Origin of the sequence: Methanobrevibacter sp., assembly GCF_045611865.1 — an archaeon.
In the GTDB taxonomy this organism is placed as follows: Archaea; Methanobacteriota; Methanobacteria; order Methanobacteriales; family Methanobacteriaceae; genus Methanocatella.
The window spans coordinates 1-23,694 of the sequence record NZ_JAZKXX010000062.1 but is presented as its reverse complement, the minus strand read 5'-3'; the positions used below and the strand labels follow the sequence as shown (position 1 = coordinate 23,694).

General features: G+C 34.3%; 30 protein-coding genes and 3 rRNA genes. 17 read left to right on the top strand and 16 right to left on the bottom strand.

Going from position 1 to position 23,694, the window contains the following annotated elements; genetic code table 11:
* Positions 1 to 37 precede the first annotated feature (37 nt).
* The 7 genes from ACKI32_RS07100 to ACKI32_RS07070 all read left to right on the top strand — a co-directional run bounded on the left by ACKI32_RS07100 (position 38) and on the right by ACKI32_RS07070 (position 5,991).
* Complete coding sequence (locus tag ACKI32_RS07100; protein WP_405309040.1) at positions 38 to 220, top strand: hypothetical protein; 183 nt, start codon at positions 38 to 40, stop codon at positions 218 to 220.
* Positions 221 to 233: 13 nt separating this feature from the next.
* Positions 234 to 1,640, top strand: a complete 1,407-nt coding sequence (locus ACKI32_RS07095) for a hypothetical protein (protein ID WP_407414900.1) — start codon at positions 234 to 236, stop codon at positions 1,638 to 1,640.
* Between the two features lie 21 nt (positions 1,641 to 1,661).
* Positions 1,662 to 2,756 carry a helix-turn-helix domain-containing protein gene (locus ACKI32_RS07090; RefSeq protein ID WP_407414898.1) on the top strand — a complete coding sequence of 365 codons (1,095 nt, stop codon included), beginning with the start codon at positions 1,662 to 1,664 and terminating at the stop codon, positions 2,754 to 2,756.
* A gap of 342 nt (positions 2,757 to 3,098) precedes the next feature.
* Positions 3,099 to 3,593 (top strand): hypothetical protein, encoded by a 495-nt coding sequence (locus ACKI32_RS07085; RefSeq protein WP_407414896.1) that lies wholly within the window; start codon positions 3,099 to 3,101, stop codon positions 3,591 to 3,593.
* An 11-nt stretch (positions 3,594 to 3,604) separates the two neighbouring features.
* A complete protein-coding gene (locus tag ACKI32_RS07080) occupies positions 3,605 to 4,543 on the top strand; it encodes a hypothetical protein (RefSeq protein WP_407414894.1) in 939 nt (312 codons plus the stop codon).
* Positions 4,544 to 4,555: 12 nt separating this feature from the next.
* Positions 4,556 to 5,482 carry a hypothetical protein gene (locus ACKI32_RS07075; protein WP_233144885.1) on the top strand — a complete coding sequence of 309 codons (927 nt, stop codon included), beginning with the start codon at positions 4,556 to 4,558 and terminating at the stop codon, positions 5,480 to 5,482.
* A 110-nt stretch (positions 5,483 to 5,592) separates the two neighbouring features.
* Entirely contained in the window at positions 5,593 to 5,991 is a 399-nt protein-coding gene (locus tag ACKI32_RS07070) for a hypothetical protein (RefSeq protein ID WP_407414892.1), read from the top strand.
* Here ACKI32_RS07070 and ACKI32_RS07065 read toward each other — a convergent pair.
* Entirely contained in the window at positions 5,980 to 6,630 is a 651-nt protein-coding gene (locus tag ACKI32_RS07065; RefSeq protein WP_407414890.1) for an MmcQ/YjbR family DNA-binding protein, read from the bottom strand. The genes ACKI32_RS07070 and ACKI32_RS07065 overlap by 12 nt on opposite strands.
* Before the next feature lie 99 nt (positions 6,631 to 6,729).
* On the opposite strand from ACKI32_RS07065, the gene ACKI32_RS07060 reads away from it, so the two are divergent.
* The 6 genes from ACKI32_RS07060 (at position 6,730) to ACKI32_RS07035 (ending at position 11,305) form a co-directional block, all read left to right on the top strand.
* Complete coding sequence (locus ACKI32_RS07060) at positions 6,730 to 7,539, top strand: pseudomurein-binding repeat-containing protein (protein ID WP_407414888.1); 810 nt, start codon at positions 6,730 to 6,732, stop codon at positions 7,537 to 7,539.
* Between the two features lie 117 nt (positions 7,540 to 7,656).
* Entirely contained in the window at positions 7,657 to 8,136 is a 480-nt protein-coding gene (locus ACKI32_RS07055) for a GNAT family N-acetyltransferase (RefSeq protein ID WP_407414886.1), read from the top strand.
* Between the two features lie 362 nt (positions 8,137 to 8,498).
* A complete protein-coding gene (locus tag ACKI32_RS07050) occupies positions 8,499 to 8,696 on the top strand; it encodes a hypothetical protein (RefSeq protein ID WP_407414884.1) in 198 nt (65 codons plus the stop codon).
* A 135-nt stretch (positions 8,697 to 8,831) separates the two neighbouring features.
* Complete coding sequence (locus tag ACKI32_RS07045; RefSeq protein WP_296812631.1) at positions 8,832 to 9,080, top strand: hypothetical protein; 249 nt, start codon at positions 8,832 to 8,834, stop codon at positions 9,078 to 9,080.
* 13 nt (positions 9,081 to 9,093) lie between these two features.
* Entirely contained in the window at positions 9,094 to 9,903 is an 810-nt protein-coding gene (locus tag ACKI32_RS07040; protein WP_407414881.1) for a hypothetical protein, read from the top strand.
* The gene (locus ACKI32_RS07035) at positions 9,896 to 11,305 is read left to right on the top strand and encodes a phage terminase large subunit (RefSeq protein WP_407414879.1); all 1,410 of its coding nucleotides are present in this window, start codon (positions 9,896 to 9,898) and stop codon (positions 11,303 to 11,305) included. Before ACKI32_RS07040 ends, ACKI32_RS07035 begins: the two co-directional genes overlap by 8 nt.
* Positions 11,306 to 11,351: 46 nt before the next feature.
* On the opposite strand, the gene ACKI32_RS07030 is transcribed toward ACKI32_RS07035, so the two are convergent.
* Complete coding sequence (locus tag ACKI32_RS07030) at positions 11,352 to 11,732, bottom strand: winged helix-turn-helix transcriptional regulator (protein ID WP_407414877.1); 381 nt, start codon at positions 11,730 to 11,732, stop codon at positions 11,352 to 11,354.
* Positions 11,733 to 11,885: 153 nt separating this feature from the next.
* Between ACKI32_RS07030 and ACKI32_RS07025 the strand changes: the two genes are divergently transcribed.
* The 4 genes from ACKI32_RS07025 to ACKI32_RS07010 are packed head-to-tail and all read left to right on the top strand — an operon-like array spanning position 11,886 to position 14,854.
* Complete coding sequence (locus ACKI32_RS07025; RefSeq protein ID WP_407414875.1) at positions 11,886 to 12,182, top strand: hypothetical protein; 297 nt, start codon at positions 11,886 to 11,888, stop codon at positions 12,180 to 12,182.
* A gap of 60 nt (positions 12,183 to 12,242) precedes the next feature.
* Positions 12,243 to 13,268, top strand: coding sequence for a radical SAM/SPASM domain protein, ACGX system (gene acgM, locus ACKI32_RS07020; protein ID WP_407414873.1), 1,026 nt, complete (start codon positions 12,243 to 12,245; stop codon positions 13,266 to 13,268).
* Complete coding sequence (locus tag ACKI32_RS07015) at positions 13,269 to 14,237, top strand: zinc-binding dehydrogenase (RefSeq protein WP_407414871.1); 969 nt, start codon at positions 13,269 to 13,271, stop codon at positions 14,235 to 14,237.
* Between the two features lie 5 nt (positions 14,238 to 14,242).
* Positions 14,243 to 14,854 (top strand): pyridoxamine 5'-phosphate oxidase family protein, encoded by a 612-nt coding sequence (locus ACKI32_RS07010; protein WP_407414869.1) that lies wholly within the window; start codon positions 14,243 to 14,245, stop codon positions 14,852 to 14,854.
* 46 nt (positions 14,855 to 14,900) lie between these two features.
* Here the strand turns inward: ACKI32_RS07010 and ACKI32_RS07005 are convergent, their stop codons facing one another.
* The 14 genes from ACKI32_RS07005 to ACKI32_RS06940 all read right to left on the bottom strand — a co-directional run.
* Positions 14,901 to 15,158 (bottom strand): hypothetical protein, encoded by a 258-nt coding sequence (locus tag ACKI32_RS07005; protein WP_407414867.1) that lies wholly within the window; start codon positions 15,156 to 15,158, stop codon positions 14,901 to 14,903.
* Positions 15,159 to 15,567: 409 nt separating this feature from the next.
* A complete protein-coding gene (locus ACKI32_RS07000; protein WP_407414865.1) occupies positions 15,568 to 17,262 on the bottom strand; it encodes a hypothetical protein in 1,695 nt (564 codons plus the stop codon).
* A gap of 12 nt (positions 17,263 to 17,274) precedes the next feature.
* Positions 17,275 to 17,778, bottom strand: coding sequence for a hypothetical protein (locus tag ACKI32_RS06995; protein ID WP_407414863.1), 504 nt, complete (start codon positions 17,776 to 17,778; stop codon positions 17,275 to 17,277).
* A gap of 32 nt (positions 17,779 to 17,810) precedes the next feature.
* Complete coding sequence (locus ACKI32_RS06990; protein ID WP_407414861.1) at positions 17,811 to 18,368, bottom strand: hypothetical protein; 558 nt, start codon at positions 18,366 to 18,368, stop codon at positions 17,811 to 17,813.
* A gap of 31 nt (positions 18,369 to 18,399) precedes the next feature.
* Positions 18,400 to 18,534 (bottom strand): hypothetical protein, encoded by a 135-nt coding sequence (locus ACKI32_RS06985; protein WP_407381376.1) that lies wholly within the window; start codon positions 18,532 to 18,534, stop codon positions 18,400 to 18,402.
* On the bottom strand, positions 18,527 to 18,751 hold the full coding sequence (locus tag ACKI32_RS06980) for a hypothetical protein (RefSeq protein WP_407414859.1): 225 nt from the start codon (positions 18,749 to 18,751) through the stop codon (positions 18,527 to 18,529). Before ACKI32_RS06980 ends, ACKI32_RS06985 begins: the two co-directional genes overlap by 8 nt.
* Positions 18,732 to 19,034, bottom strand: coding sequence for a hypothetical protein (locus ACKI32_RS06975; protein WP_407414857.1), 303 nt, complete (start codon positions 19,032 to 19,034; stop codon positions 18,732 to 18,734). The genes ACKI32_RS06980 and ACKI32_RS06975 overlap by 20 nt, the downstream gene beginning before the upstream one ends.
* 202 nt (positions 19,035 to 19,236) lie before the next feature.
* Entirely contained in the window at positions 19,237 to 19,395 is a 159-nt protein-coding gene (locus ACKI32_RS06970) for a hypothetical protein (RefSeq protein WP_407414855.1), read from the bottom strand.
* A gap of 660 nt (positions 19,396 to 20,055) precedes the next feature.
* Complete coding sequence (locus ACKI32_RS06965; RefSeq protein WP_407414853.1) at positions 20,056 to 21,180, bottom strand: tyrosine-type recombinase/integrase; 1,125 nt, start codon at positions 21,178 to 21,180, stop codon at positions 20,056 to 20,058.
* Positions 21,181 to 21,487: 307 nt separating this feature from the next.
* Positions 21,488 to 21,961 (bottom strand): hypothetical protein, encoded by a 474-nt coding sequence (locus ACKI32_RS06960; protein ID WP_407414851.1) that lies wholly within the window; start codon positions 21,959 to 21,961, stop codon positions 21,488 to 21,490.
* Positions 21,962 to 22,017: 56 nt separating this feature from the next.
* Entirely contained in the window at positions 22,018 to 22,980 is a 963-nt protein-coding gene (locus ACKI32_RS06955; RefSeq protein WP_407414950.1) for a transcription initiation factor IIB, read from the bottom strand.
* A gap of 164 nt (positions 22,981 to 23,144) precedes the next feature.
* Positions 23,145 to 23,262 (bottom strand): 5S ribosomal RNA (gene rrf / locus ACKI32_RS06950).
* 61 nt (positions 23,263 to 23,323) lie between these two features.
* Positions 23,324 to 23,441 (bottom strand): 5S ribosomal RNA (gene rrf / locus ACKI32_RS06945).
* A 131-nt stretch (positions 23,442 to 23,572) separates the two neighbouring features.
* Positions 23,573 to 23,694 (bottom strand): 23S ribosomal RNA (locus ACKI32_RS06940); the annotation flags it as partial.

The following is a 23,694-nucleotide window of genomic DNA, read 5'->3' as shown; positions in this document are numbered from 1 at the left end:
TAAAGTATTAAATGTACATTTAGCATAATTAGTAAACATGACAGATAAAGTTGTTAAAGTTAGAGGAAGACATGGAACAAAATCTTTAGATATAACAATACCTGCTGAATTAAGTAAAAAATTTGATATAAATGCTGGAGATTTATTTAAAGTTAAAGTAATAAATGACGAAGAATCAATAATTATTAATTACCAATTAGTTTACAAGAATAAACATTAATATGAGTGATTTTATGGGAGAAGAAAATATTGTTAGTTTAGAAGAATTAATTGAATTACTCAAAGTACCTATCGAAATCAATAGTGAAACATTAGGAACTTTAAGTTTTAGGCGCATTTATAATGATGATTACTTATTCATAGAAAAATGTCTTAATGAAGATATAAATCAAGAGATATTTTGTAAACAATTTTTAATTAATCAAATTTGTGACCCAAAACTCACATTAGATGATTTTAATGATATTGATGATAAAGAAATTTGTTCAATATTGAAAAAATATCTCGAAGTAGAAAAATTAGAAGATTATTTTGATTTTAATAGTTCTGATGATATTTTTACTACATTTAAGGAAGGTATGGAATGTTATAGGGATCATGTTAATTCTATTGTGCGAAGCAATCAATTAGCATTATTGGAATCTGCAAACTCAATAATAAATTCTTTTAATTTTCATGAAAGTTTATCCTCTTATTTAAATATGGTAAATGAGATGTCAATAGGGGCAATGTCACAGACAAGTAAAGTTTTAACCACAGTGAATCAATTAGCTATCCCAGACATTACTAGTTATGTTTCTCAAATGATAAATTCGTCAGCAATATTATCTGCAGCAAATATGATGGAAGTAGTAAATCAACAAACTGCTATTTGGCAGAAATGGATGAGTGTTAGTGACACTTTTCTTAAGATAACTGAGACTATTAGTTCATTTTGGGATAGATTTCAAATAGATTATCAAATACCTTCATTGGATGCGCAAAAATGTTTAAAAAAATATCATTGGTTTATTAGTCCGAATATGGATGCTCATATAGTATATGATATCATTGAAGTTTGTAATAGTTCATCTAGACATAAACAAAAAGAAATTAATAAAATTTTAATTAATTATTTTTTAGATAATGATTGTGAAAAATTAGACAGCATGGTTGATAGATGGGCTACTAATCCTTTATTTGATGGAAGAATAAAAATCATTAAAGATTGTATTAATATTATTAAAACTAATGAGAAAAACATTAATTACTCAAATTTTATTGTTCCTACTTTAATAACTCAAATTGATGGTATTCAGAATGAATTTATGAAAATTAATGGGCTTTCAGTAGGTCGAAGAGGAATTTATGATTCATCAGGTGAAAAATTAAAAGATGAAAATGGTAATACATTATATAAAAAGGATTATTTTAGAAATTTAACTTCAAATAATGAATTCTTTGATTTAATGAATGATATTTTTTTAGACGTGTTATTTCAAGATACAAAGAATGGATATGAATCTATTCATTTTAGTAGACATAAGATTCTCCATGGAGAAAACACAGTTTATGGTAGAAAAGATTATATGATAAGATGTTTCATGATTTTGGACTTTCTTTCAGAATTGATTTTTATCAATAATGAATATTCGGTTTAATAAGTTAATAGGAGAGTAATTATGTTAATTTATGAAAAGAATATTGCAGATATCACTTTAGATGATATTTACAGTCTTGTTGAAGATGAAACTGATGAAAATAATTTCATTGAATATAAAGGGGAGCTGGACAAAAATGGTGAGAAAAAACATATTCCTAGAACTGTTTGTGGTTTTGCAAATTCAGATGGTGGGCTCTTAATATTGGGTATTTATGATGATAAAGAGGGATTTGATAAAATTCAAGGAGTCACATTAAAAAATGATTGGGAAAGAGATAAACAAAGATTAATAACTCTTCTTAGAGATAATATAGAACCTTATTTTGATGTGGGTATCGAAAAGTTAAATTTAGAAAATGGTAAGGTGCTGATTATTATCAAAACTCCAAAAAGTTGGATTGCACCTCATCGTGTAAAAAGAGGCCAAGAAAAAGATTTTTATATGCGAAGAAATGGCAGAACAGAACCTATGGAATTTAATGAACTTAAAGAGATGTTTGATATGAACAATAAATTGACAGATCGAATTAATGATTTTAGATGTAGACGTGTTTTAAAATATTCTTCAGAGGATGTGAATCATTATAAAGTTATTCATCATTCAATTCCATTAAATTCATTCAGTAATCTTCAAATTAATCTTGAGGATGCTAAAGACTATTTAATCAACAATAGGGTGTCATCATATCCTGAATGGAATTATAATTTTGAGGGTATTTATCAGTCTCGTTCAGATAACTTTGGGCAGATGTTTAGAAATGGTATTTTTGAAAAAGTTAGAAAAACAGATGGCGAAGAGGACCCAGTGGCACTTGTTTATTTTGAAGATGAATTTAAAAAATTTGTTAAACAAATGTTAAGAGTTTATGAAAGTTTAAATATTTTTTGTCCAATCGTATTTTTCGTGACATTTACAAATATTAAAGGGCGTGATGTTCCAGTTGATCATTTGGATAAAAGAAGAGGAGAGATATTTGATAAAGAAAGAAATATATTGGATGCATCCGGAATTATATTTGAATCTGAAGAAACAATTGATGAGGATGTTTCAAGTTTGTTCCTACAATTTTGGAATCATTTTGGATATGATAAGAAATATGAAACGAGAAGATGAAAATTTAATTCTTAAAATTCCTAATTTATATATTGCTAAAGATGAATATTTATTTGAAAACAATTAACTCATATGTTGTTTTCCATAGAATAATCCATCATGAATTTTCCGCATCATTAGTGTTTGATAGCTTATTTCTAGTTTATTATCTTATTTTTACAATAACAAATCAATATCATCGCCTATTCTAATTTTTAACAGTTAATATTAAACTCTCAACGTTAATGTCAACAGTAGCAAACTTTTAAAAAAGTAGCTATTATATATAAATCTTTATATATTATAAGTAATAAATTAAATAATAAATTAAGTAATATTAGATTTAAGTGGAGGACATATATAATGGCAGATTCTATAATTTTACTTGAAGAGAGAAAAGAAGTCACAACCTTCCTTCTGGATGAAGGTACAATCACCGCAACTACAGTTACAACCCCTACAGGTGAAACTCCAGGTTACGAATATGCAGGAACCAAAATAAAAGTCGATGATGCTGTTACACTATCAGCCAACTCAGACATCGGAAAACCAACAGTCAAGAAATTCACTGGTGCGGAAGGAGAACTCATCTTAGGCATTGCAGTAAACGATCCGGTTACAATGACCGGAGGTAAAAGAAAAACAGCTATTCTCGTATTGGGTCATTTATTCAGATTAAAATTAGCATCTGGAATTTCAAACATTGCTGTTAATAACAGAATAGCTTTAACCAGTACAGGTGCTATCAAATCAGATGAGGGAGAATATATTGCAATGCATCCTGTAACTAGCTCAGATGATTACAAATACATCGAAGTGTTCAGACCATATGACATCGGAACTACAGGTTCAACTTAAGGTGATAATTAATGATTACAAAAGGAAATGATACAAAAGTTCAAAATGAGGTAATAGCTCAAACCATTACTGATGAAACTGCAAAAAGATTGAAGTTAGCTAGATTGTTTCCTAAACAAGAAATCAAAGAGAACTCCGATTACTACACCTATTTCAGACAGAACATCAATCTCGATGAAGCTATCAAAAAAGGTTTGCTTGGAGAAGCTAAAGACATTGCTCCTGGCGCCTCCTTGCAGGAATTGAACATCAGAAAGCCAGTAACCGACACCATCAGCATTGATACTGTCGGTGGAGTCTTGAATGTCAACAAGGATGTTTTCGACTCAGATATTGTTTCATTTGAGGATTTATTGGGTGATGTGGCTACCGTTATTGCTAACCGTATTGAATACAACATTTACGATACATTAATAAGCTCACCAAACGTTCCGCAATATAACACAACCCAAACTGATGACACAATGGAAGCATTCGGTAACTTTGTCATCAAAGCACAGGAAGCATTCAAAGGAAATGCCGGAGCGGGAGCAGACTTGACAATAATGGTAGAGTCCTACAAAACATTATCATACGTTAAACAGTTGGCTTACTCTTCAAACAAGTTAGTTCAGCCTGTTGAAGACATTAAGGAATACTATGGCATTGATAACATTGATCTTTTAGGAACAACACAGGCTGACGGAGGATCTCTAATAGGTGAAAAACAGTACATCGGTTTCGATTTAAGAAATGCTCCATTAACAGTATTATATTCAAAATCTTCAGGAACTACAGTTGCACCAATTACATCAGATGAAAACATTGCAGATTTCTATCCTATAATTGAAATCATGCGTAAAGACATTTACGATGAGTTACCCCAATATACAAAATTATTCATACAAAGTAAAGTCGGAATATTGTTAAATAAACCTGGACTTGCCCTGAAAGGTACTTGCAGACCATAAGGAGGATTGTTAATGTTAACCAAAGGAAATGATGCGAAAGTACAAAATGAAGTGATGGCACAGATTGTGGCCGATACTTCCGCAAAGTGGATGAAATTCACAAGATTATTGCCAAAGCAGGAAATTGAAGAGAACTCACAGTATTACACTTACATGTCCCAAAGAGTCAATATTGAGGAAGCTATTCAATCCGGCGTTCTTGGTGAAGCCAAAGACATTGCTCCCGGTGCTACTTTACAGGAATTGAACGTCAGAAAACCAATCAGCGAAACTATCTCCATTGATACTATCGGTGGAGTCTTAAACGTTTCCGCTCAAATGCTTGATTCCAATTTGATTTCCGTTAATGACATGCTGCAGGATGTGGGAATTCTCATCGGCAGAAGCATTGAAAAGGCAGCTATTGACATGATTATGAATTCATCTAAAGTGGCTACCTACAACTTTGAAAGTGGTGATGATACTGGAATGACCATCTTAAAAGCTCAGGAAAAGTTCAAGGAATCAGCTGGAAGCTATGCCAACTTAAACAGCATGGCCGTAAGCTACAAATCACTCACAACCCTGAAATCAGATATCTTCTCAAGCAACAGACAGGTCGAACCGGTAGAATTAATCAAAAGCTATTACGGTGTTGACAACATCGATATCTTAGGAACAGCAGTGTGCGACGGCGGTTCCGAGATGGGTGACAAGACCTATATCGGTATGGACTACATCAACCCTGGAATGAAATTGTTATACTCCAGAACTACCGGAACAACCGTTGCTCCGTTAGGACCTGACGGTGAGATGTATGATTTCTATCCATTGATCGAATTCATGAGAAAGGACATCAGGGATGAACTTCCTATGTATACCAAACTCTTCATCCTGTCAAGCGTTGGAGTATTAATGAATGCACCTAACAGAATCATCAAAGGTAATTTCAGAGCATAGAACCATATTTTATCTCCTAAATATTAGTGAAGTTTAAATAGCTTCACTAATTTTCTTCTGCTCATATTTTTTATGCGATAATCGCTATATTATATAATTGAGGCTATAAAATGAAACTGATATTAGATACTGAAAATTCACATCCGACAACAATAACAGTTAAAGGTAAAGAAATAACCTTGCTATTGATAGAATCCAGTATATTAATTGATAGCTCTCAAATAGCTAAACTGTTTGATAAAAAAGAAAAGACGGTAGCTACTAAAGTTCAGAAATCTAAACTGGAGAAATACGAAACAGAAAATGTAAAACTTTTAAAAAATTACGGACTGATGCATCCTGATGCAGTCAAGCCAAGGCCATTCTATGACTTAAGGCAAATGCTTGAAGGACCTGCTTATTATTATTTCAAAAAGGAAGATGAAACTGAATTAATAGAAGTCATCATAAGGGTAGCTATCGGAAAACATAGGGAATGGATCCATAACAGAAACATATCAGGATATTAGATTATAGCTGACATCAACCAGTTTGAAAAGCTCCTCATCACTGATTCTCTCATCCAGGGGAACTGTTATCCAGTGTTTCTTGTTCATGTGATATCCTTCAAGAATAATCTCACCGTCAACAACATTGGACACATCATCGTTTTTCATGACGACTATTTCTATTTCCCCTTCACCTTCAAGACCTATTTTTGATTTGTCAAGTGCTACTAGAATGGCGAACCATTTGTTGGTGTCCTTGTTTCTGTAGATTGCAGCCTTTGGAAATTTCTCCCATAGAAACTCCAAATGTGTATCATACTTCTTTTCAATGACATCCATCAGTCTTTTTGATTGGGCGAACTTGAAGACGTTGGGTTTTGTGCATTTGTCAATGATGTCTGTGATTATGTCTTCATATTCCATTTTAAGCTCTGCTGCAAACCTGCCGATTGGCGTTTTGACATCAACGAGAACATAATCCTCATCAAGTTCCATATCAATCACTTTAGCATACATTGTGTCGTTTTCACATGTTATTACTGCTTTGAAGTTGGGATTGGCGAGTGTTTTTTCATAAACGTAATCCTGACTGAAACCGTAGTCTGTAAGCTTATTTCTGATTATGATTCTATTTTCAAGCATGCCGGATAAATCTCTCATGGAATAATATCTTAAGGTCAACATATTTAATGGTTATAATATTTTATTATGTAATTTATATAAAAAATATAATAAATAAGATAATACAAATTATAGTATATGACAGAAGATAATATCAGCGGGACAAGTTTTTGCCAGGCGATGAACTCAATAGCATTCTGGTTAATCCAGAACAAAAAGAAGTACAAGAAGCGTGACTATTACCAAATATTAACATTGAAAGGTAATTGTAGTGATATTGAAAAGAAAGCCAAGAAATTAGGTTCAGATAAGTTAGTAGCAATGTATACAATGGCCTTGATTAAGGATAACAGTTCTTTGGATTTCCTTCCAAACTATGTGATGTTAAAGAACGGAACCAAAATCGACAAGGCAGAATATGTGGATATGGCCATAAGGACTGAAAGCTATATCATGGCAAACGGAAGGCTTCCTGCAATCGTTTACAGAATGTCAAAGCTTCCGGATTACAGTGACTCAACAATGAAGCTGTTTGCGAAGACATTCAACTACAAAGGAACCACAATTGATGAGGCTTTAGCCATTATAGCAAAGAAGAAATTATACAGCAAATACTTTGATTCACAGAAAACAGACAAGAAAACAATTAATGATGCCAGCCAGGGAAAAGGTTCCAATTGTGTAGACTGGGGGCAAGTGTATTACAGAATAGCTAAATCTTTAGGTTATGACGTGCAGTTTGTCCATGTTAAATGTCGTGTTAGCGGGACTGGCCATATAAGATTAAGATTGAGGCATAAAAAGCATACTGGAGGAAACTGGATTGCGAGAGATCCTGCTGCAGTAGCAGATACAACTTCAGGAAATGTCAGAGCAATCTGGTGTGAAGATGGTTATTTAATAGCATATGACCCCTCATGGATATTTACAAATTTGTATAGTAGTTAACGTTAATGTTAACCTTCTTTTTTTTATTTTAAGATTATCTTACTGGAAACACAGATTATTAAAATTGACTTATTTAACATTAACATTATTATTGTGTAGTCAGTAAAATATTAATCAATGGATATTAGGGAATTTTGTGACAATGACATTGGAGAAATGATTGAAATTTGGAATGAAATAGTTGAGGAAGGAATTGCATTTCCCCAGAAGGACATTCTGAATTTAAACTCCGGAAAAGATTTCTTTTCATCACAGACATATACTGGAGTAGCTATTTTAAATAAAAAGGTGGTTGGACTTTATATTCTCCATCCGAATAATGTAGGAAGATGCAGCCATATTGCAAAAGCAAGCTATGCCGTGTCATCAGCTATGCGCGGGAAACACATTGGAGAAAAATTGGTATTGGACTCCATGAATGTTGCAAAGGATAAGGGGTTTTTGATATTGCAGTACAATGCTGTCGTTGAAACAAATCATGCGGCACGCCACCTATACGAAAAACTGGGTTTTAAGCAATTGGGAGTAATTCCAAAAGGATTTAAAACAAAAGACAATCGTTTTGAAAACATCTGCCCATATTATATTGAATTATGATTAACCTTATCCTATTTGGAAACATAGACTATGAAATAATCCAAAATCATCATTGATGATTGATATAATAATAGTCATCATCTGCTCTCTCGCACTTTCTTTAAATATGTTTAAAATAAGATTAATTATTACCACTCAAAAATATTTGCGTGGCTAGATATTGGTGAGGCAGTTGAATTATTATGGAGATAGCTCGTTATTCAACTATTTTTTAAAAAAAAACTCCATAATTAATTCAACTCAATATATTCAGACGATTAATTCTTATTTTTGAAACATTAGCTATGAATTTTTAATGATAATTTTATATAATTGAAATAATAAAATATTATATTAATTATTATATACAGGTTGTAATAGCTATGGCCAATATAAATAATACATCATCCTACATGGATGAAGACAAAAAGCAAATTATCAAAGAGTCAAATTATACCTATAGAGATGCTCTTGAAGTTTCAGCTTATCTCATTGAAGTGGGCAAGTTCGAAAGATTCTACAAGGAAATGCAAATCCACGATCTTCAAAAGGAACTTGACGAAATGGATGACAATGAATAGCTTCAAAAAATATATCTCACGTATATAACTCTTAAAAAGAAACTATTTTTCATAAGCAAAAGTAATATTTATTATTACTTTTATATTTTTTTTATAATAAAATTTTATATATAATACATAATATAATTATTTATTATGTTACCGGAAAAAACCAACATCAGCGCAAGAGTTGAAATAACACTCAAAAAAATAGTAGAAGAATCCAGTTTTACACACAAGGATGCATATGAACTTGGAGCAATGCTAATAGCTATCGGCGATGCCCAGGAAACCATAACCTTAATACACAACAATCCCAATTATGAAAGAATTATGAAACAAAGGGAATACAAGTTAATTGAAGAGAGAAAACAGGAACTTGAAAGAGAATTAAGGGATTTATAGGAGAACCATCACCATGAGTCGAGTAAATTCAGACATCCATTATTTTCTAGAACAGCACGAACAGGAAATAATAAACTGCTGCAAGAAGGCGATGAGCAACAAGGAAATCATAGAACTGCTAAAGACAAAATACAATCGTGAAGTTTCACTTACAACATTTAAGGAATTCAAGGCAGGATTAAAAATAACAAAAGGAGATTTCCTGGAAACACTATTAGATGAAATACAGGTAATGAAAACCCAAGGCGCAACAGATGAAAGTGTCAGAAGATGGCTTGATGAAGAACACAAATTTGAAGTAAGCAGAGCAACATTCTCAAGATTCAAAAAGAAATATCATCTAACAGATAATGATAAAGATCCAAGAGCAAGACAAAAAGAAGCATTGACAAACAGAGCCATAACACAAAAGCAAATTACTGACAATAACGTTCATCAGGACAATATAGATTTAGCTATTGATTCAATTCTTCAGCAACAGGTCACAGACATTAAAACAGGTTTGGAAAACTTAGATAAAATAACTAAAAATGCAGTTGGCCTTGAAATTGACTTTGAAAAACTGGATAAGGAAGTAAGATACAATGCCAATGAAAAAAGCTTGGCCAGATACTTAATCGACATTACCGAACTTAAAATCAGATATCTGGAATTGTCCGTTAAAGCATTTGAAGCCAAAAACAGATTATTCAAGGATGAAATGGACAGACTGTTCAAAAACCGTGTGTTAGAGTTAGAAGATAAGAAAATTGAAATCTCACAAAGAGACATTATGAATGAAATAGAAATCCTTGCAAAACAGATAGATGATAACAATGTATGATGAAAAAGGTGAATTCTATTTAGATGCTAAAGATAAAGCTATTCTTCAGAAGTGCGTATACGAGAATCCATATATACCATTCAATCCGTTTCCAAAGCAGGCAGAGATGATTTTAGCTACTGAAAAGGAAGTCCTTATCGGTGGTGCTGCAGGAGGTTCCAAATCAACAAGTCTTTTGATGAGGGCACTGTTCTATGTTCAGGATGATGTTAATGAATATCATGCCCTCATCTTGAGACGTACATTATCTGACTTGAAGCGTAAAGGAGCTTTAATACACAAAGCAAGTCAGTGGTTAAATCGAAAGGAAGTTCAAAATAATGCAAGCATCAAACCAAAGTGGGATGGAACCGAACATTCATGGACATTTCCCAATGGAAATTCACTGACTTTCGGATATTTGAGAAACATCAATGACCTTGATACATATCAGGGTTCCGAATATCAGTTCATTGGAATTGATGAATTAACTCAATTGGAGAGATTCAAATATATCTACATGAGGTCAAGGGTAAGGAAAACAAAAGACAACAAACTACCTACACAGTTAATGTGCTCAAGCAATCCAGGCAAACGTGGAAACAAATGGGTAAGGGAAAGATTCATAGAAAAAATTGATACTGATATTCAAGATAAATCACAAATAAGATTCATTAGCTCAAGCTATCTCGATAATGTTTATCTGGACAGAAAAGACTATGAAGAATACCTTATGGGATTGGATAGAGTAACAAGGGAACAGTTAATGAACGGTAACTGGTATGCTTCAGTTAAAGGTCAACTATTCGATGAATCAGACTTCCACCTAATCTCTCATGATGAATACATGAAAATACCAATCGTTAAAGTCATTAGATACTGGGATCTTGCTGCAACTGAAGTATTGAATGATGATAAATTAAGAGGAAGTGATCCGGATTTTACGGCTGGAGTTCTGCTGGCTAAAGATCTGTCCGGAAACATTTACATCCTTGATTCCTATGAATTCCAATTGGAATCCAGAAACTTAATCAATGAAATATTAAATACTGCTGCACGTGACAAGTCCGATGTGCAATACATTGAACTCGACGGAAGTACAGGCAGGAACTTCGGGTTATTGATTATCGATGAGCTGAACCGAAGAGGATTCACAACAGGAACCGGTAACTCAAGAGAAAACAAGGTTGACCGTGCAAGAAGAGTCTCAGCAGATATTCAAAAGAAGGGAATTTTCCTTGTTGGAAAGGATTCGACCGGGTTCACGAAAAAATGGGCGATGGAATTTCTGGAAAAAATAACTGCATATCCGAATGAAGCTATTCATGATGACTGTGTAGTTGCGTTCACTGGTGCTTATGAAAAAATAGTTTCTGAAGTTCAAACTCAAAGAGTTAATGTGGATAAGTGGTATTCCACATAACTTGTCTTCCATAACAGTTAATGTTATAGACGAACCTTTTGGATGCCTATTCCTTTATCAGTACTTTTTTAAAGATATTTGCAAATTCAGTTTTTTCATCATCATTATAATAGTCATCACCCAAGTCAGTAGTCAATGTAAACATTGCCAGTTCATAGATTACCTTATTCATTTTTTGCCCTTTAGCCGTCAATGAATATTCAATATTATTTTCATCATTGCCTTTTGAAATAAGGCCGTTTTCTTCCATTTCCCTTAGGCAATTGCTTAAAACTTTATTGGATAAATTGGGTTTTCCTTCTTTAAATTCATTAAAACGTTTTTTTCCAAAAAACATGTCTCTTAATATTTGGATGACCCATTTTCTACTGATAAGTTCAACTGCAAGTTCCATAGGACATTTTACTGCTTTTCCATTATCACTCATTGAAATCCCCTTAACTAAACTAATCTTTATGGTTTGAAGTTAATTAATTTTAAGTTACCTGCAGGTAACTTAACTGTTTTTATATGGGTCTGAATAGATATTTTAATAGAATAAAGGTTTTTGACTTTTATTGAAAAATTTAAGGTGAATATCATGAAATTCAATGCATGGAATGAAAATGAGACATTTTTCTCATCAAAAATAGCACAAAACGTAATAGCGACCGCTTGCGGCTCAGATGTTAATACTGCATGTGGCAGTGATGTAACTGCATCAGCATGCGGCTCAGACATCAATACTGCATGTGGCAGTGATGTAACTGCATCAGCATGCGGTTCAGATGTTAATACTGCTTGTGGCAGTGATGTAACTGCATCTGCATGTGGCTCAGACATCAACACCGCTTGCGGATCTGACATCAGCACAGCATGTGGTTCAGACAGATTTTAAGATTAACATTTAATCTTAAATCTTTTATTTTTTAAAATACTTTTTTTGGAGCTGTTTTTCATGGCCGATTTTTTCGCATTTCAGTGGCATATTCTGGATGACTGTGACCAGCGGTGCAAACATTGCTATATTTTCTCAGAGGAAAATGACAAGGAACTGATAAGCATGGGCTATGAAGACATGCAAAGGGTTTTGGATAACTGTCTTGAATTCTGCAGGAAAACCAAGAGAGCACCATATTTCAGCATCACCGGCGGAGACCCCATTCTGCATCCTGACTTTTGGAGGCTGCTTGAACTTTTGCATGAGAAAAACATCCACTATTCAATACTGGGAAATCCTTTCCACATTACTGATGAAGTTGCAGAAAGACTTAAAGAATTAAGCTGCAGACAGTATCAGATGTCTCTGGACGGCTTAAGGGATACTCATGACTATTTCAGAAAACCTGGTTCATTTGACATAACCCTGGAAAAAATCAAAATCCTGAATGATGCCGGAGTAAGGCCAAGCATCATGACAACAGTTTCAAAAACAAACATTGATGAAATTCCTGATTTGATTGATGTTGTCGTTGAAAACAATGCCGGATTATTCAGCTTTGCAAGATACTGTCCCACAAGCCTTGAAAAGGCTGTTCAAATGACGCCTGAAGAATATAAAAATCTTTTAGAAAAAGTATGGGAAAAATACCGGCAATACAAGGATTCAAAAACATTTTTTACCCTAAAAGACCATTTATGGACATTATTTTTATATGAAAAAGGATTGTATACCATTCCGCAAAACCTGAAGGATGATGTGATATATGACGGATGCAACTGCGGAAACAGCCATCTGACAATATTGCCCTCAGGCGATGTGTTTGCATGCCGAAGAATGGACAGCAAAGTTGGAAATGCAATAAACGAATCAGTATATGATATATTCATGGGAAAAAATATGGATGAATACAGGCAGTTCGAAAAATTCGAAAAATGCAGCAGATGTGAACTTTTAAGGTTCTGCAGGGGATGTCCCGCAGTAAGCTACGGAACAACACACAATATGTATTCAAAAGACCCACAATGCTGGAAGGAGATATAAATGATGAAAGCAGTTGTTTTAGAAAAAACATGCAAAGCAGATGAACTGAAAGTAAGCAAAGTTGAAATTCCAAAGGTCAAAGACGATTGGGTGCTTGTAAAAGTCTTGGGCTTTGGAATAAACCGTGCAGAGATAATATTGAGAGATTATGAGGCTGACGAAGACTACATCAACCTGCCGGTAATACCGGGAATAGAATGTGTCGGCAGAATAATAGACCCGTCAAATACCCACTTCAAAAAGGATGACATTGTCGTTGCCCTGATGGGCGGAATGGGAAGAAGCTTTGACGGAAGCTACGCCGAATATGCACTCCTGCCTCAAAAAAACGTCTTCAAAATAAGTGACGATATCTTCAACGACTTAACCTTGGAGGAGATAATAGCCATTCCTGAAACCTATTTCACGGCATTCGGTTCTATTGATGCATTAAACCTTAAAAAGGATGAATCCATATTGATCAGGGGTGCGACTTCAGCTTTGGGACTGACTGCAATGCAGATTGCAAGTGCAATAGGTGCAAATGTGATTGCAACTTCCAGAAGCGAAGAGAGATTCGCCAAACTTAAAGAAAATGGTGCTGATGAATGTCTTGTTGATGACGGTGAACTATCACAAAAAATCAAATGCGATAAGGTTCTTGAATTGATTGGACCTAAAACTCTTGACGATTCAATGAAATGCTTAAATGAAAACGGAATATGCTGCGTTACAGGTGTTTTGGGAGGGGTCGAATACATGGCTGAATTTGATCCGATTAAGACAATTCCAAACAGAAGATATCTGACATCATTTTTTTCAAATTATCCGTCACAGGAAATAATTGACGATTTATTCAGATTTATTGCAGACAACAATATCAAACCAAGCATCTCAAAGGTTTTCAGCGATTTGGCAGATATTGGAAAAGCCCATGAGCTTATGGAATCCAACAATGCTCAGGGAAAAATCATATTCAAACTGGAGTGATTATTATGGTAACTAAAGAAGAATGTTTTAAACAGCTAAGGGAAGTGATTGATGCAGTTTTATCTACTGTTGATAAAGACGGCAATCCTCAATCAAGGATTATAGACATTATGCACATTGAAAATGATAAAATCTATTTTTTAACCGGTCGTGGAAAACATGTCTATGAGGAAATCATGACACATCCACAAGTAAGCTATCTTAGCCTGAAAGACAACAAATCAATCAGAATAACCGGTAAAGCCCATAAGCTTGATGACCAAAAGCATTGGATTGATTTGATTTTTGATGAAAACCCTTTCATGAATAATGTCTATCCTAAAGGAACAAGATATATTCTGGAAGCGTTTTGCATTGAAAACTATCAGATGGAATTTTTCGATCTGACTCAAAAGCCAATCTACAGACACACATTCAAGTTTGGCGACTGGGAGATTATTCCGAAAGGATTTGAAATAACTGACGACTGTGTAAGCTGCGGAACATGTTATGCAAGCTGTCCTCAAAGAATACCTTTCTTAGGTGAGAATCACTATGAAATTCCTCAGGAAAATTGTCTGCATTGCGGAATGTGTTATGAAAACTGTCCTAATGATGCAATAGTTAAGAAAGAATAATTTTTAAAGTATACCATTGTGGATAAATGGTATTCCACATAAATAGCTATTTAAAACATTCAAGTAATCGTCTTCTGCCTTGCCATATTAACTGACGCTGCCTTTTCCTCAGTTCTTTATATTCCCAATACATCTGTGATGTAACATGCCCATGCAGTCTTCGATACTCATCAATCCTTACAATCTCAGCCTGCACAATAGCTGCTTCTCCTTCATGCCAGCAGTACCACGAATGATGACAGGCCACATCATTTTTAAAAGCCAATCCAGTCCTGCAATTATTGCAGTAATCCACAAACCACAATTCCTCTTCCCTTTCTTGCTTTTCCTTTTTGGCTTCCTTTATCTGTTGTTTTATAGATTTCATAACAAATCAAAATTTTAAAAAACCATAAAAACTATTGAGAAATTTTGGGATGGTTTTTTTAAATAGCTTTTAGAATCCTTTAAATCAAAAAAGAATAGCTATCATCGCTTTTCAAGATTATGATTTTTTAAAAAACCATGATTTTCCAGGGTATGCGGGAGGTATTGTTAAAGTTACCTCACCCTTATCCTGGAAACTTCAGTTTTTCTCACAAAAGCAATTACCAATTCCCACTGATAATTCTCTAATCAACCTAAAAACAATTGTAAGCGGTTTTTTATAAAAACTTTCATCAAAGTTCTTTAAAGTTTACAAAGTTTTTTGAGTTTTTTGGTTTTCATGGTTTTTATGGTTTTTTACTTATCCATGTCGGTTTTTTAACTTCTCTGTCAAAGTTCATGATACTTAACCCCTCGATAAATTTATCTTCCTTCATAATGTCTATTACCCATTCGCCGATTTCATAGCAGATGTTTTCGTATATTGAATCGTCAATGTGCTTTAAGTCGTAGTTGATTGATGCAACTTCACTTTTGGCCAAATCATATATATTGGCTCTGCCTGAATGGTCGGTTACCTGAAGAAATCCCTTGTCTGCCAATTCATACATGTATTTTCTGACTGATGCCTTACTTAATCCAAGATTTTGAAGTGCGAAGTATTCATTGGTTGTAATTCCCATATTCAACACTTCCCTGTCCTTACTTATCTTCCAGTCATCAATATTGTTTCTGATGTCATTTAAAACCTCAACGGCCTTAGGTGACAGGTTTGCAGATATGCTTTCCTTGTACGGTTTTAACAAACTCATGAATTCCTGCACATCCGCAATGTTAGTCAGAATCACTTTCTTGCCGTCAATGTCATAGACTTCATGATTATAGTAATTCAGAGCAGTTATTGTTTTCAGTATTCCGTTGAACTTATCAAAATCCCTTTTATAGAAAGCGGAGTCCTTGAGGAAGTTGATTACAAAGTAAACATACGGATTTATTATTACAATGTTTTCAAAGACTTCCTTAAGGTGCAGTAACATGTATGGCACTAGCTCAGCTTCCTTTTCATAATGCTTTAACATTTTGTAGCTTTTGCCATGCTTGAATTCCAGTGCACTGTTTCTTTTATTGAAGATATTCTGATTGTCCATTCTTGGAGTAATGAAAACGCTTCTGCTCATTTCCTGATCATCAAAATAATGATTTGGAACGGTAGTGTATGTAAGGCATGGCCTTCCCACAAGTTCAAGGTCTTTCACTTCCCATCCACCTTCACCGTCAGGAATATTCAATGGCTTATTTAGAAATCCGTCTGACTGGAGTTCCTTCATGAGGTTTTTGGATTCCTCCATAAAGTCATGGTCGTTGTTTCCTCCCATATCCCCATAGTTGACGATTTTACCATCATAGAAATACTTGTCCGTTTTTGCACGGTTGAAGAGTGCAGCTTCAGTAATCTTTTTCTCATTGACAACAAAACGTTTAGGAATCAATCTTAACGCAACTTCCTGAATATGTGACTTGCCGCTGCTTGCCTCACCAAGACATATTACAGATACAGGATTTCCAAGTACAACTTGTCCTGCATATACGGCAAATGCATACAATATGTTGTTGCGTTCACCTGCTGTAAACCATTCAACAATACTGCCGATATAAATCAAAGGACGATTCAATGTTTGCAGTTTAGTGATAGCTTCCTTCAATTTAACACTATCCTTTTCCTGCTCAGCCTGTTTCTTGTCAGCTATTTCCTGTTCTATAACAGACAGCTCATTTTCATAGTGAAGCTGAAGGAGCTGTTTTACTTCTGCAAACTGATTGTTGACAATCTTCGGATTCATGTCACCTTTTGGATTTACAATCTGTTTGAACTGTCTTGCGACATTACTTTGGGAAGATAATGTAGCTGGAGTTTTATTTAAGTATTCTCCAATCTTATTACCATCTTGATTCTTAAATACATAAGTGACACTGTTAACTTTCTTTCTGTTGATAATGAGAGTTATTGTGTCTTTGGTAGGTAATTCAGCCACATTACTCATTTTATTCCTCATCTATTCTACTTGGACGTCACGTACAATGAAACTGTAATAGACATAGCTTCCGGATTTCTCTTTGACCTGGATTGTCATTTCATCTAAGCCGTTAACGAATTCACGGTATTCGGCAAGGTTGACACTTCTTAAAATATTTGATCTTCCTACTGAACCTGCATTTTCAAGTTCAAGGATTGAAGTGATAAAGTCAAAGAGCACGCTTCCTTTTCTGATGTTTTTGTGAATGTCACCATCGTTTTTAAGATTAACGTTGATTTCAATGTATAACTGATCATCATCCTGGAAGATGTAGAGTTTGAATCTGTTTACGGTTTTTTCTTCACCGTCATCATCAAAGGTGTAGGATGTTACTGAAGACATTTCAGGTCTGCCTCTTAAGAGGGTTCCGTCTTCAAAGTCTCTTAATTCTGCTTTTTCATATCCTTCCGGAATTTCTACAATTTCTTCGTAATCTAGTTCTGTACCTGTAAATATGGTTTGTTTTGTGTTTTCAAAACTCATTTTGATTCTCTCCTAATAAATGTTAAAGAGGATTAGTTAGCATCCTCTTTTAGAAATCTTGATTGACTTACAATCTTTTCGGCTGACATTTCTTCTGCTGACACTTCACCTGCTCCAATCAGTTCAGCTATTGCACGGTTGGTTGCACGTGTTTTAGCAGTTGACATGATAGTGTGGTCTGAAACTTTGTCTTTTCCTCTTTCTGAACGGGAACATAGTGCATCTGATTCAACACTTCTGCCATTCGGTAGAGTTGCTCTTACACAGTAGTAGGCTTCTTTTATTCTGCCGGTTTTTGTCCTTTCCAAATCACGGTCAACGATTGCAGTGTCAACATTGAATGCTCTTGAAAGCTTTTGCCATGCTGACTTTTTCTTAAAGTGTCTTTTCACTTTAACATAGTTTCCTTCTTCATCTTTTTCTTTAACGATTATTTCCTGATAGTCTGTATCATTCAATAATCCTTTACAGAGTTTTTGATAAGCATCCCACTGTTCAATGGCCACATCAACGTCAGGGACATTATCAACTTTAACTAATTCAGTTTCCTGTGAAACCTGCGGTTCTTCTATAAGTTCTGCTTTTACCATTATTATCACCTTGAAAAATTAGAGGATTAGTTTATAATCCTCCAGTACTTGTTGCTATTCCGATCCAGCCGACAACTGCAGCAACTACCATGCTTCCAATGAAAATCATTTTTGGATTGGGATCCATCGGTTCTTCTTTCGGATATAATCTTGCTGGTTTAGGCATACTGACCAACTCTCCTGATGCAGACTTCAATAATGAAATTCAAGTTAATTATTGTAGTCATTCCGCCTTTTTTGTGAATAACAACTGTTTTATTGTCTGGGAAATTCAGTTCATCTGATTTCATTACCGCACAATACGGATTTTCATCTGCAGATACCAGTGCAATGAAATGTTCTTCATCCAGATTCCTTTGCATTTCAAGAATTGTACTTTCCATATTTCTCATCCCTTTTGTGTTTGCGAAATCCGACAATAAACGCTTCTCCTCTTATGAATTTGATTAAACCGATGTCGCCTTCAGCTGCATATTGAATTAATGACAATAATTTCTCATGTATTATTGTCTGGTATGCTTTTTTACCGCCATCAACCAGTACGATACCGTCATCGTCAATGTAGAGGATTTCCTGTTCAACATCTCCTTTGGCAATTTTGATTTCACCATTGTGAGTTAAAATGCCGTGGAAATTATCTTCAAATTGATTAATTGAGGTTGTCATGATTTATCAACCTCAGTTAATGCAATGGGTGAAAAGCTATTCATTGGTATTCACCCAGGTGTTCGATTCTATCAAATACCAGCCATATTCTAGCCCATAGATCTTTTGGGACTAAAACATGAACTTCTCCGTTTACTTCTTGTTCCAACATTATTTTTAGGCTCCTGATATTATCTTAAATTTTTAGTTCGTCTTAGCGTGTTTAATCAAGTCTTATTATCTTGATTCTGTATGACTCGAAGAATTCCCTTTCGTTTCGGATGTTTTCTGATTCCTGAATTTCAGAGATAGTTTCTTCAAGTGCCCTGAAATTATTGAAAATTATTATTTCATTGGGCCGGGGTTTTACTAGTTCACACATTCTTTTGAATCTCCTGTTTTCCCTTATTGGGAGTTAGCGATCAACGGTCTAAAACTCACATGTGGCCAGAAGTCTTTGAAAATAAAAATAGTTTGTAGGTAAAATCAATATTCCATTCATTACCGAATATTTAGAATAAAATAAGTTTTTTAATTGAAAATCTTTATATATTGCTTAAAATAAACTAATATTGGGTTAAGTTTTGGAAAATATTAATTTTTAACACTGTTTTGCGGCGTGTCTAATTATTTTTATTTTTCTTACTGGCCCACTTATATTCTGCTTATTTTTTTCATGATTACTGTTTTTTTGATATTATACCTCCAGATATTGATTTTCTCGCCAAACTAAAAAAAAGTTGTACGAGTGTGAAAAATTGTTCTCACTCATAAAAATTGCCTTCACTTAGTAATGGCTAATCATAGTTTGTTAAAATGAATATATAAACATTACTATTGCCCTATTAATGTTAATTGTTTAATTATTACAATGTTATACTTGAAGATAAGGCATGTATTTTTCCAAAATTCTATAAACAAATAAACAGAAAAATGTGAAAAAAACTAGAAAAACCTACAATACGAAACTCCCAATATGAGACTATTATGTTGAAAAATTGTAGTTAAAAAAATATAAAAAAATAAAAAATGGAAATAACTTTTAAGTCTTATTTCTTAAAGCTCTTTTGATAAAATCAATTTCTCCCTTAAGACCATCCAGTTCAGCATTCAATTTTTTGTTTTCGCTTTCCATTTCCTGAAACTCAGGAGATTTGATGGATAATTTTTCAACATCAAGATTGATTGTGACTGCACCCATATGCTCAATATATTTTTCTCTTAAACGCAAAGGGTCTTCCATGAAATAGGAAGTTCTGGTCTGATCCTTTCCTCTACCCTGAAGTTCATCGATTTCATCCATGCTCAAACCGTCATTATAAAGTTGGCTTGCATGAAACTTCCTCAGCATGTGGGAACGGAATCTGTTATAGGAACCTGCCTTTCCAAGGTTCAGCTTGTTGTTGATTTTACCGAAGGTATTGTTCAAGTGAGTGGAACTGATATCAAAAAGAGGAGTTGAATTTGTAAGTTCCCTCTCATCTATCACAAGATAGTGAATTATTTCTGCTGTGGACTCAGGACTTGAAAAGGTAGTGTAGTACTTGTTGGTTTTCTGCCTCCTTAATCTCCAGGACGGAACCACATCATCTCTGCCATGGAGGGCTTCAATAACATCATCAATATTGTCTTTGTGATGATAAGCAGAGGTTGCATCAATGAAATCCTGAATGGTTATATTTAAAGTTTCCCTTTTTGCACATCCACTGCTGGTCATAAAGAGAATTATTGCCTTCATTAACGGATTGACCATCTTCAGGATATGCCTAAGCAATTCTTTGTCAGGCAAATCATTATAAGAAATAGGCATAGGTTTTTTAACATTTTTCTGATTTAACTTAGGCATTTTACCAATTTCAATGTCAAAACCTTCTTCATATACGGTCATGACCCTACTGACATAATTTTTGACTGTGGTTGCAAGATGTCCTTTTTGCAGCAAATGGTTTCTGAAAGCCAGAAGTCTTGCTCTCAATTTAGAATACTTCCATCTAACATCTTCCCTTTCTTCAGCTTCTGCTTCTTCCAATAATTTATAGAAAGGTGTTTTATGGTATCTTGAATACAAACCAATGGCGGTGGTATAACTCTTGAGGGTTACGGCTTTAAGTCCTCGCTCATCGCAAAAACTTTTTATTAATTCTTCATCTTTTTCGTGCATATCCATATTTATTACTCCTATATAAAATCACTTTTTACCAAGAGCATTTGATAAGTAATAAATATTTTGATGAATGTTGCCCGTATACTAACTCTCTTGAATCATCGCTAGAATACCCTTCGCTCCTCGAGTAACCCTCGAAACGGGCAGCCTATCCAATGCTGGGTTTCTCCTAATCATCGACAGCTAAAACTTTCCTCATAGAAGGACCGTAGGCATCAGTCAAAAAAATTGATATGACAATAATATTTTATAAAAAATAATATTTAATAATTTTCAAAGATTTAAAAAAAAAGATAAAAACAAGTTAAATTTAATTAACTTGTAAAGAATCAAAGATAACTTTTGCAGGATTTGAATCTGAATTTAAATCAGTGTCAAAATTAGCATCATCTGTTGTAACGGTAACTACAAAATTACCTGATTCAGTTAAGACTGCGTAATTATAACAGTATAATGTGTTTCCGTTAATGTCCACGGAAAATGCTTGAAGAGTAACATCATAGCCATTATATTCCATAGATTCTTCACTGATAAAAGTCTTACCTTGATCTATTAATGTTTGTTTTGCAGCTTCTAAATCATCACCAACGCCAGTTGCAAAACTAATAGCGTTAGATTCATCTTTTTGCATTGCACATGTAGTATCATCTGCAGTTGCGATAGTATAATCATCAGGTATTGTAAAAGTATATGGTGCTACAGTTGTATCTTCTGCTACAGCCATGCCTACACTAGCAACAAATACCAATGTGATTAAAAGTAAAAATGTCTTACTAAATTTCATTAAATACCTCCATATTACTATTATGAATAATATAATATAAAATTTTCTAATAACTATTAAAAAGATGCACCGATGTCCATTTCAGACAATTCCTTATACCTATTCCTAATAGTAACCTCAGTAACGTTAGCAATCTTTGCTACATCCTTTTGAGTTTTTCTCTCGCCAAGCAAAACGGATGCGACATATAATGCCGCTGCTGCAAGACCAGTTGGTCCCCTACCAGAATTTAAACCCTTATCCTTAGCTTCATGAATAATTTCAATTGCTTTAGATTGAACTTCACCTGACAACCCCAATTTGGTTGCAAATCTTGGAATGTAATCAACAGGTGATGTTGGCTTTAATTTGATGTCCAATTCTCTAGATATGAATCTATATGTTTTTCCAATTTGTTTTTTGGAAACTTTAGACACTTCTGCAATCTCATCTAATGTACGCGGGATATTTCCCCGCCTACATGCAATATATAGAGCTGAAGCGACAACACCCTCAATACTTCTTCCACGGATTAGATTTTTTTTAGCAGTTTTACGATAAATGAAGGCAGCATCCTCCCTAACGGATCTTGGAAGGCCCAATGTTGAAGATTCTCTATCAAGTTCACTTAAGGCAAACGCTAAATTTCTTTCTCCTGCTCTTGAAACTCTGAGTCTTTTATTCAATTTTCTTATCCTGTACATTTGAGCCCTATTACTTTCAGGAATGCTGCGACCATTGAAATCCCTATTCCTATAGTCTATTGTTGTGGTCAGACCTCGATCAGAAATAGTGTAAGTTGATGGGGCACCAACCCTTGTACGTTTGTTTCTCTGCTCATGGTCAAAGGCTCTCCATTCAGGACCATTGTCTATTAAGCTTTCATCAAGAACTAGGCCACAGCGAGCACAGGAAACCTCTGCCCTTTGGTGGTCAACGATTGTTTCGGTAGAATTACAAAATGGACAAGATTGAACTTCCTCATTAGTGTAATCTGTTTGTCTAAATCCCTTATTAGGATAAGTGGTTTTGGTTGCTATAGTATCCCCTCCAGAAGGATAAATGGATTAATCCAATAAAAAGTTTTCAACAAACTTAAAACTAATTAATAAAGGATAAAAAATAGTTTAATTAGTTATGCACAAATCTGTTTTTAACGGGGTGGTTGTATAAATTCAAGGTTCGGTGATATTATAATATAATGAGCTTGCAGCGAAATGAAATTCCCATAGAAAACCATAGTACACAAACAAAACACAAAAGGACTTCACTACTGGGATCGAAACGAGACCAGGTATAACCCCCATGCTATGACCGCAATACTCATTATGTTATGAAAATGATAATGTAATAAGTAATAGAGTAAATGATTTGTATATAGAAGGCTTGCAGCGAAATGAAATTCCCATAGAAAACCATAGTACACAAACAAAACACAAAAGGACTTCACTACTGGGATCGAAACGAGACCAGGTATAACCCCCATGCTATGACCGCAATACCTAATATACAAACCAATGAGAATGATAATAATTATCAGTGCAACTTTCACCCTTACTGTTAACACCTAACCAAATTATTATTAAACTACATATCATTCTTTAAAAAGAATGTATTAGTCTACTAACAATTAAAATAATGCAAGCGAACAATTGGAAGCAGCGGACTCAACAACTCGGAAAAAAAACCTCGAAGCTTACATCCCTACCCCATCAAACAAGTCTTCTACTCGCGTCCTAAGCAATCTATTTTCA

Coding starts and splice junctions, on each gene's coding strand:
- ACKI32_RS07100 (WP_405309040.1), top strand. CDS start 38: ATGACAGATAAAGTTGTTAAAGTTAGAGGAAGACATGGAACAAAATCT.
- ACKI32_RS07095 (WP_407414900.1), top strand. CDS start 234: ATGGGAGAAGAAAATATTGTTAGTTTAGAAGAATTAATTGAATTACTC.
- ACKI32_RS07090 (WP_407414898.1), top strand. CDS start 1,662: ATGTTAATTTATGAAAAGAATATTGCAGATATCACTTTAGATGATATT.
- ACKI32_RS07085 (WP_407414896.1), top strand. CDS start 3,099: ATGGCAGATTCTATAATTTTACTTGAAGAGAGAAAAGAAGTCACAACC.
- ACKI32_RS07080 (WP_407414894.1), top strand. CDS start 3,605: ATGATTACAAAAGGAAATGATACAAAAGTTCAAAATGAGGTAATAGCT.
- ACKI32_RS07075 (WP_233144885.1), top strand. CDS start 4,556: ATGTTAACCAAAGGAAATGATGCGAAAGTACAAAATGAAGTGATGGCA.
- ACKI32_RS07070 (WP_407414892.1), top strand. CDS start 5,593: ATGAAACTGATATTAGATACTGAAAATTCACATCCGACAACAATAACA.
- ACKI32_RS07065 (WP_407414890.1), bottom strand. CDS start 6,630: ATGAGAGATTTATCCGGCATGCTTGAAAATAGAATCATAATCAGAAAT.
- ACKI32_RS07060 (WP_407414888.1), top strand. CDS start 6,730: ATGACAGAAGATAATATCAGCGGGACAAGTTTTTGCCAGGCGATGAAC.
- ACKI32_RS07055 (WP_407414886.1), top strand. CDS start 7,657: ATGGATATTAGGGAATTTTGTGACAATGACATTGGAGAAATGATTGAA.
- ACKI32_RS07050 (WP_407414884.1), top strand. CDS start 8,499: ATGGCCAATATAAATAATACATCATCCTACATGGATGAAGACAAAAAG.
- ACKI32_RS07045 (WP_296812631.1), top strand. CDS start 8,832: ATGTTACCGGAAAAAACCAACATCAGCGCAAGAGTTGAAATAACACTC.
- ACKI32_RS07040 (WP_407414881.1), top strand. CDS start 9,094: ATGAGTCGAGTAAATTCAGACATCCATTATTTTCTAGAACAGCACGAA.
- ACKI32_RS07035 (WP_407414879.1), top strand. CDS start 9,896: ATGTATGATGAAAAAGGTGAATTCTATTTAGATGCTAAAGATAAAGCT.
- ACKI32_RS07030 (WP_407414877.1), bottom strand. CDS start 11,732: ATGAGTGATAATGGAAAAGCAGTAAAATGTCCTATGGAACTTGCAGTT.
- ACKI32_RS07025 (WP_407414875.1), top strand. CDS start 11,886: ATGAAATTCAATGCATGGAATGAAAATGAGACATTTTTCTCATCAAAA.
- acgM (WP_407414873.1), top strand. CDS start 12,243: ATGGCCGATTTTTTCGCATTTCAGTGGCATATTCTGGATGACTGTGAC.
- ACKI32_RS07015 (WP_407414871.1), top strand. CDS start 13,269: ATGATGAAAGCAGTTGTTTTAGAAAAAACATGCAAAGCAGATGAACTG.
- ACKI32_RS07010 (WP_407414869.1), top strand. CDS start 14,243: ATGGTAACTAAAGAAGAATGTTTTAAACAGCTAAGGGAAGTGATTGAT.
- ACKI32_RS07000 (WP_407414865.1), bottom strand. CDS start 17,262: ATGAGTAATGTGGCTGAATTACCTACCAAAGACACAATAACTCTCATT.
- ACKI32_RS06995 (WP_407414863.1), bottom strand. CDS start 17,778: ATGAGTTTTGAAAACACAAAACAAACCATATTTACAGGTACAGAACTA.
- ACKI32_RS06990 (WP_407414861.1), bottom strand. CDS start 18,368: ATGGTAAAAGCAGAACTTATAGAAGAACCGCAGGTTTCACAGGAAACT.
- ACKI32_RS06985 (WP_407381376.1), bottom strand. CDS start 18,534: ATGCCTAAACCAGCAAGATTATATCCGAAAGAAGAACCGATGGATCCC.
- ACKI32_RS06980 (WP_407414859.1), bottom strand. CDS start 18,751: ATGGAAAGTACAATTCTTGAAATGCAAAGGAATCTGGATGAAGAACAT.
- ACKI32_RS06975 (WP_407414857.1), bottom strand. CDS start 19,034: ATGACAACCTCAATTAATCAATTTGAAGATAATTTCCACGGCATTTTA.
- ACKI32_RS06970 (WP_407414855.1), bottom strand. CDS start 19,395: ATGTGTGAACTAGTAAAACCCCGGCCCAATGAAATAATAATTTTCAAT.
- ACKI32_RS06965 (WP_407414853.1), bottom strand. CDS start 21,180: ATGGATATGCACGAAAAAGATGAAGAATTAATAAAAAGTTTTTGCGAT.
- ACKI32_RS06960 (WP_407414851.1), bottom strand. CDS start 21,961: ATGAAATTTAGTAAGACATTTTTACTTTTAATCACATTGGTATTTGTT.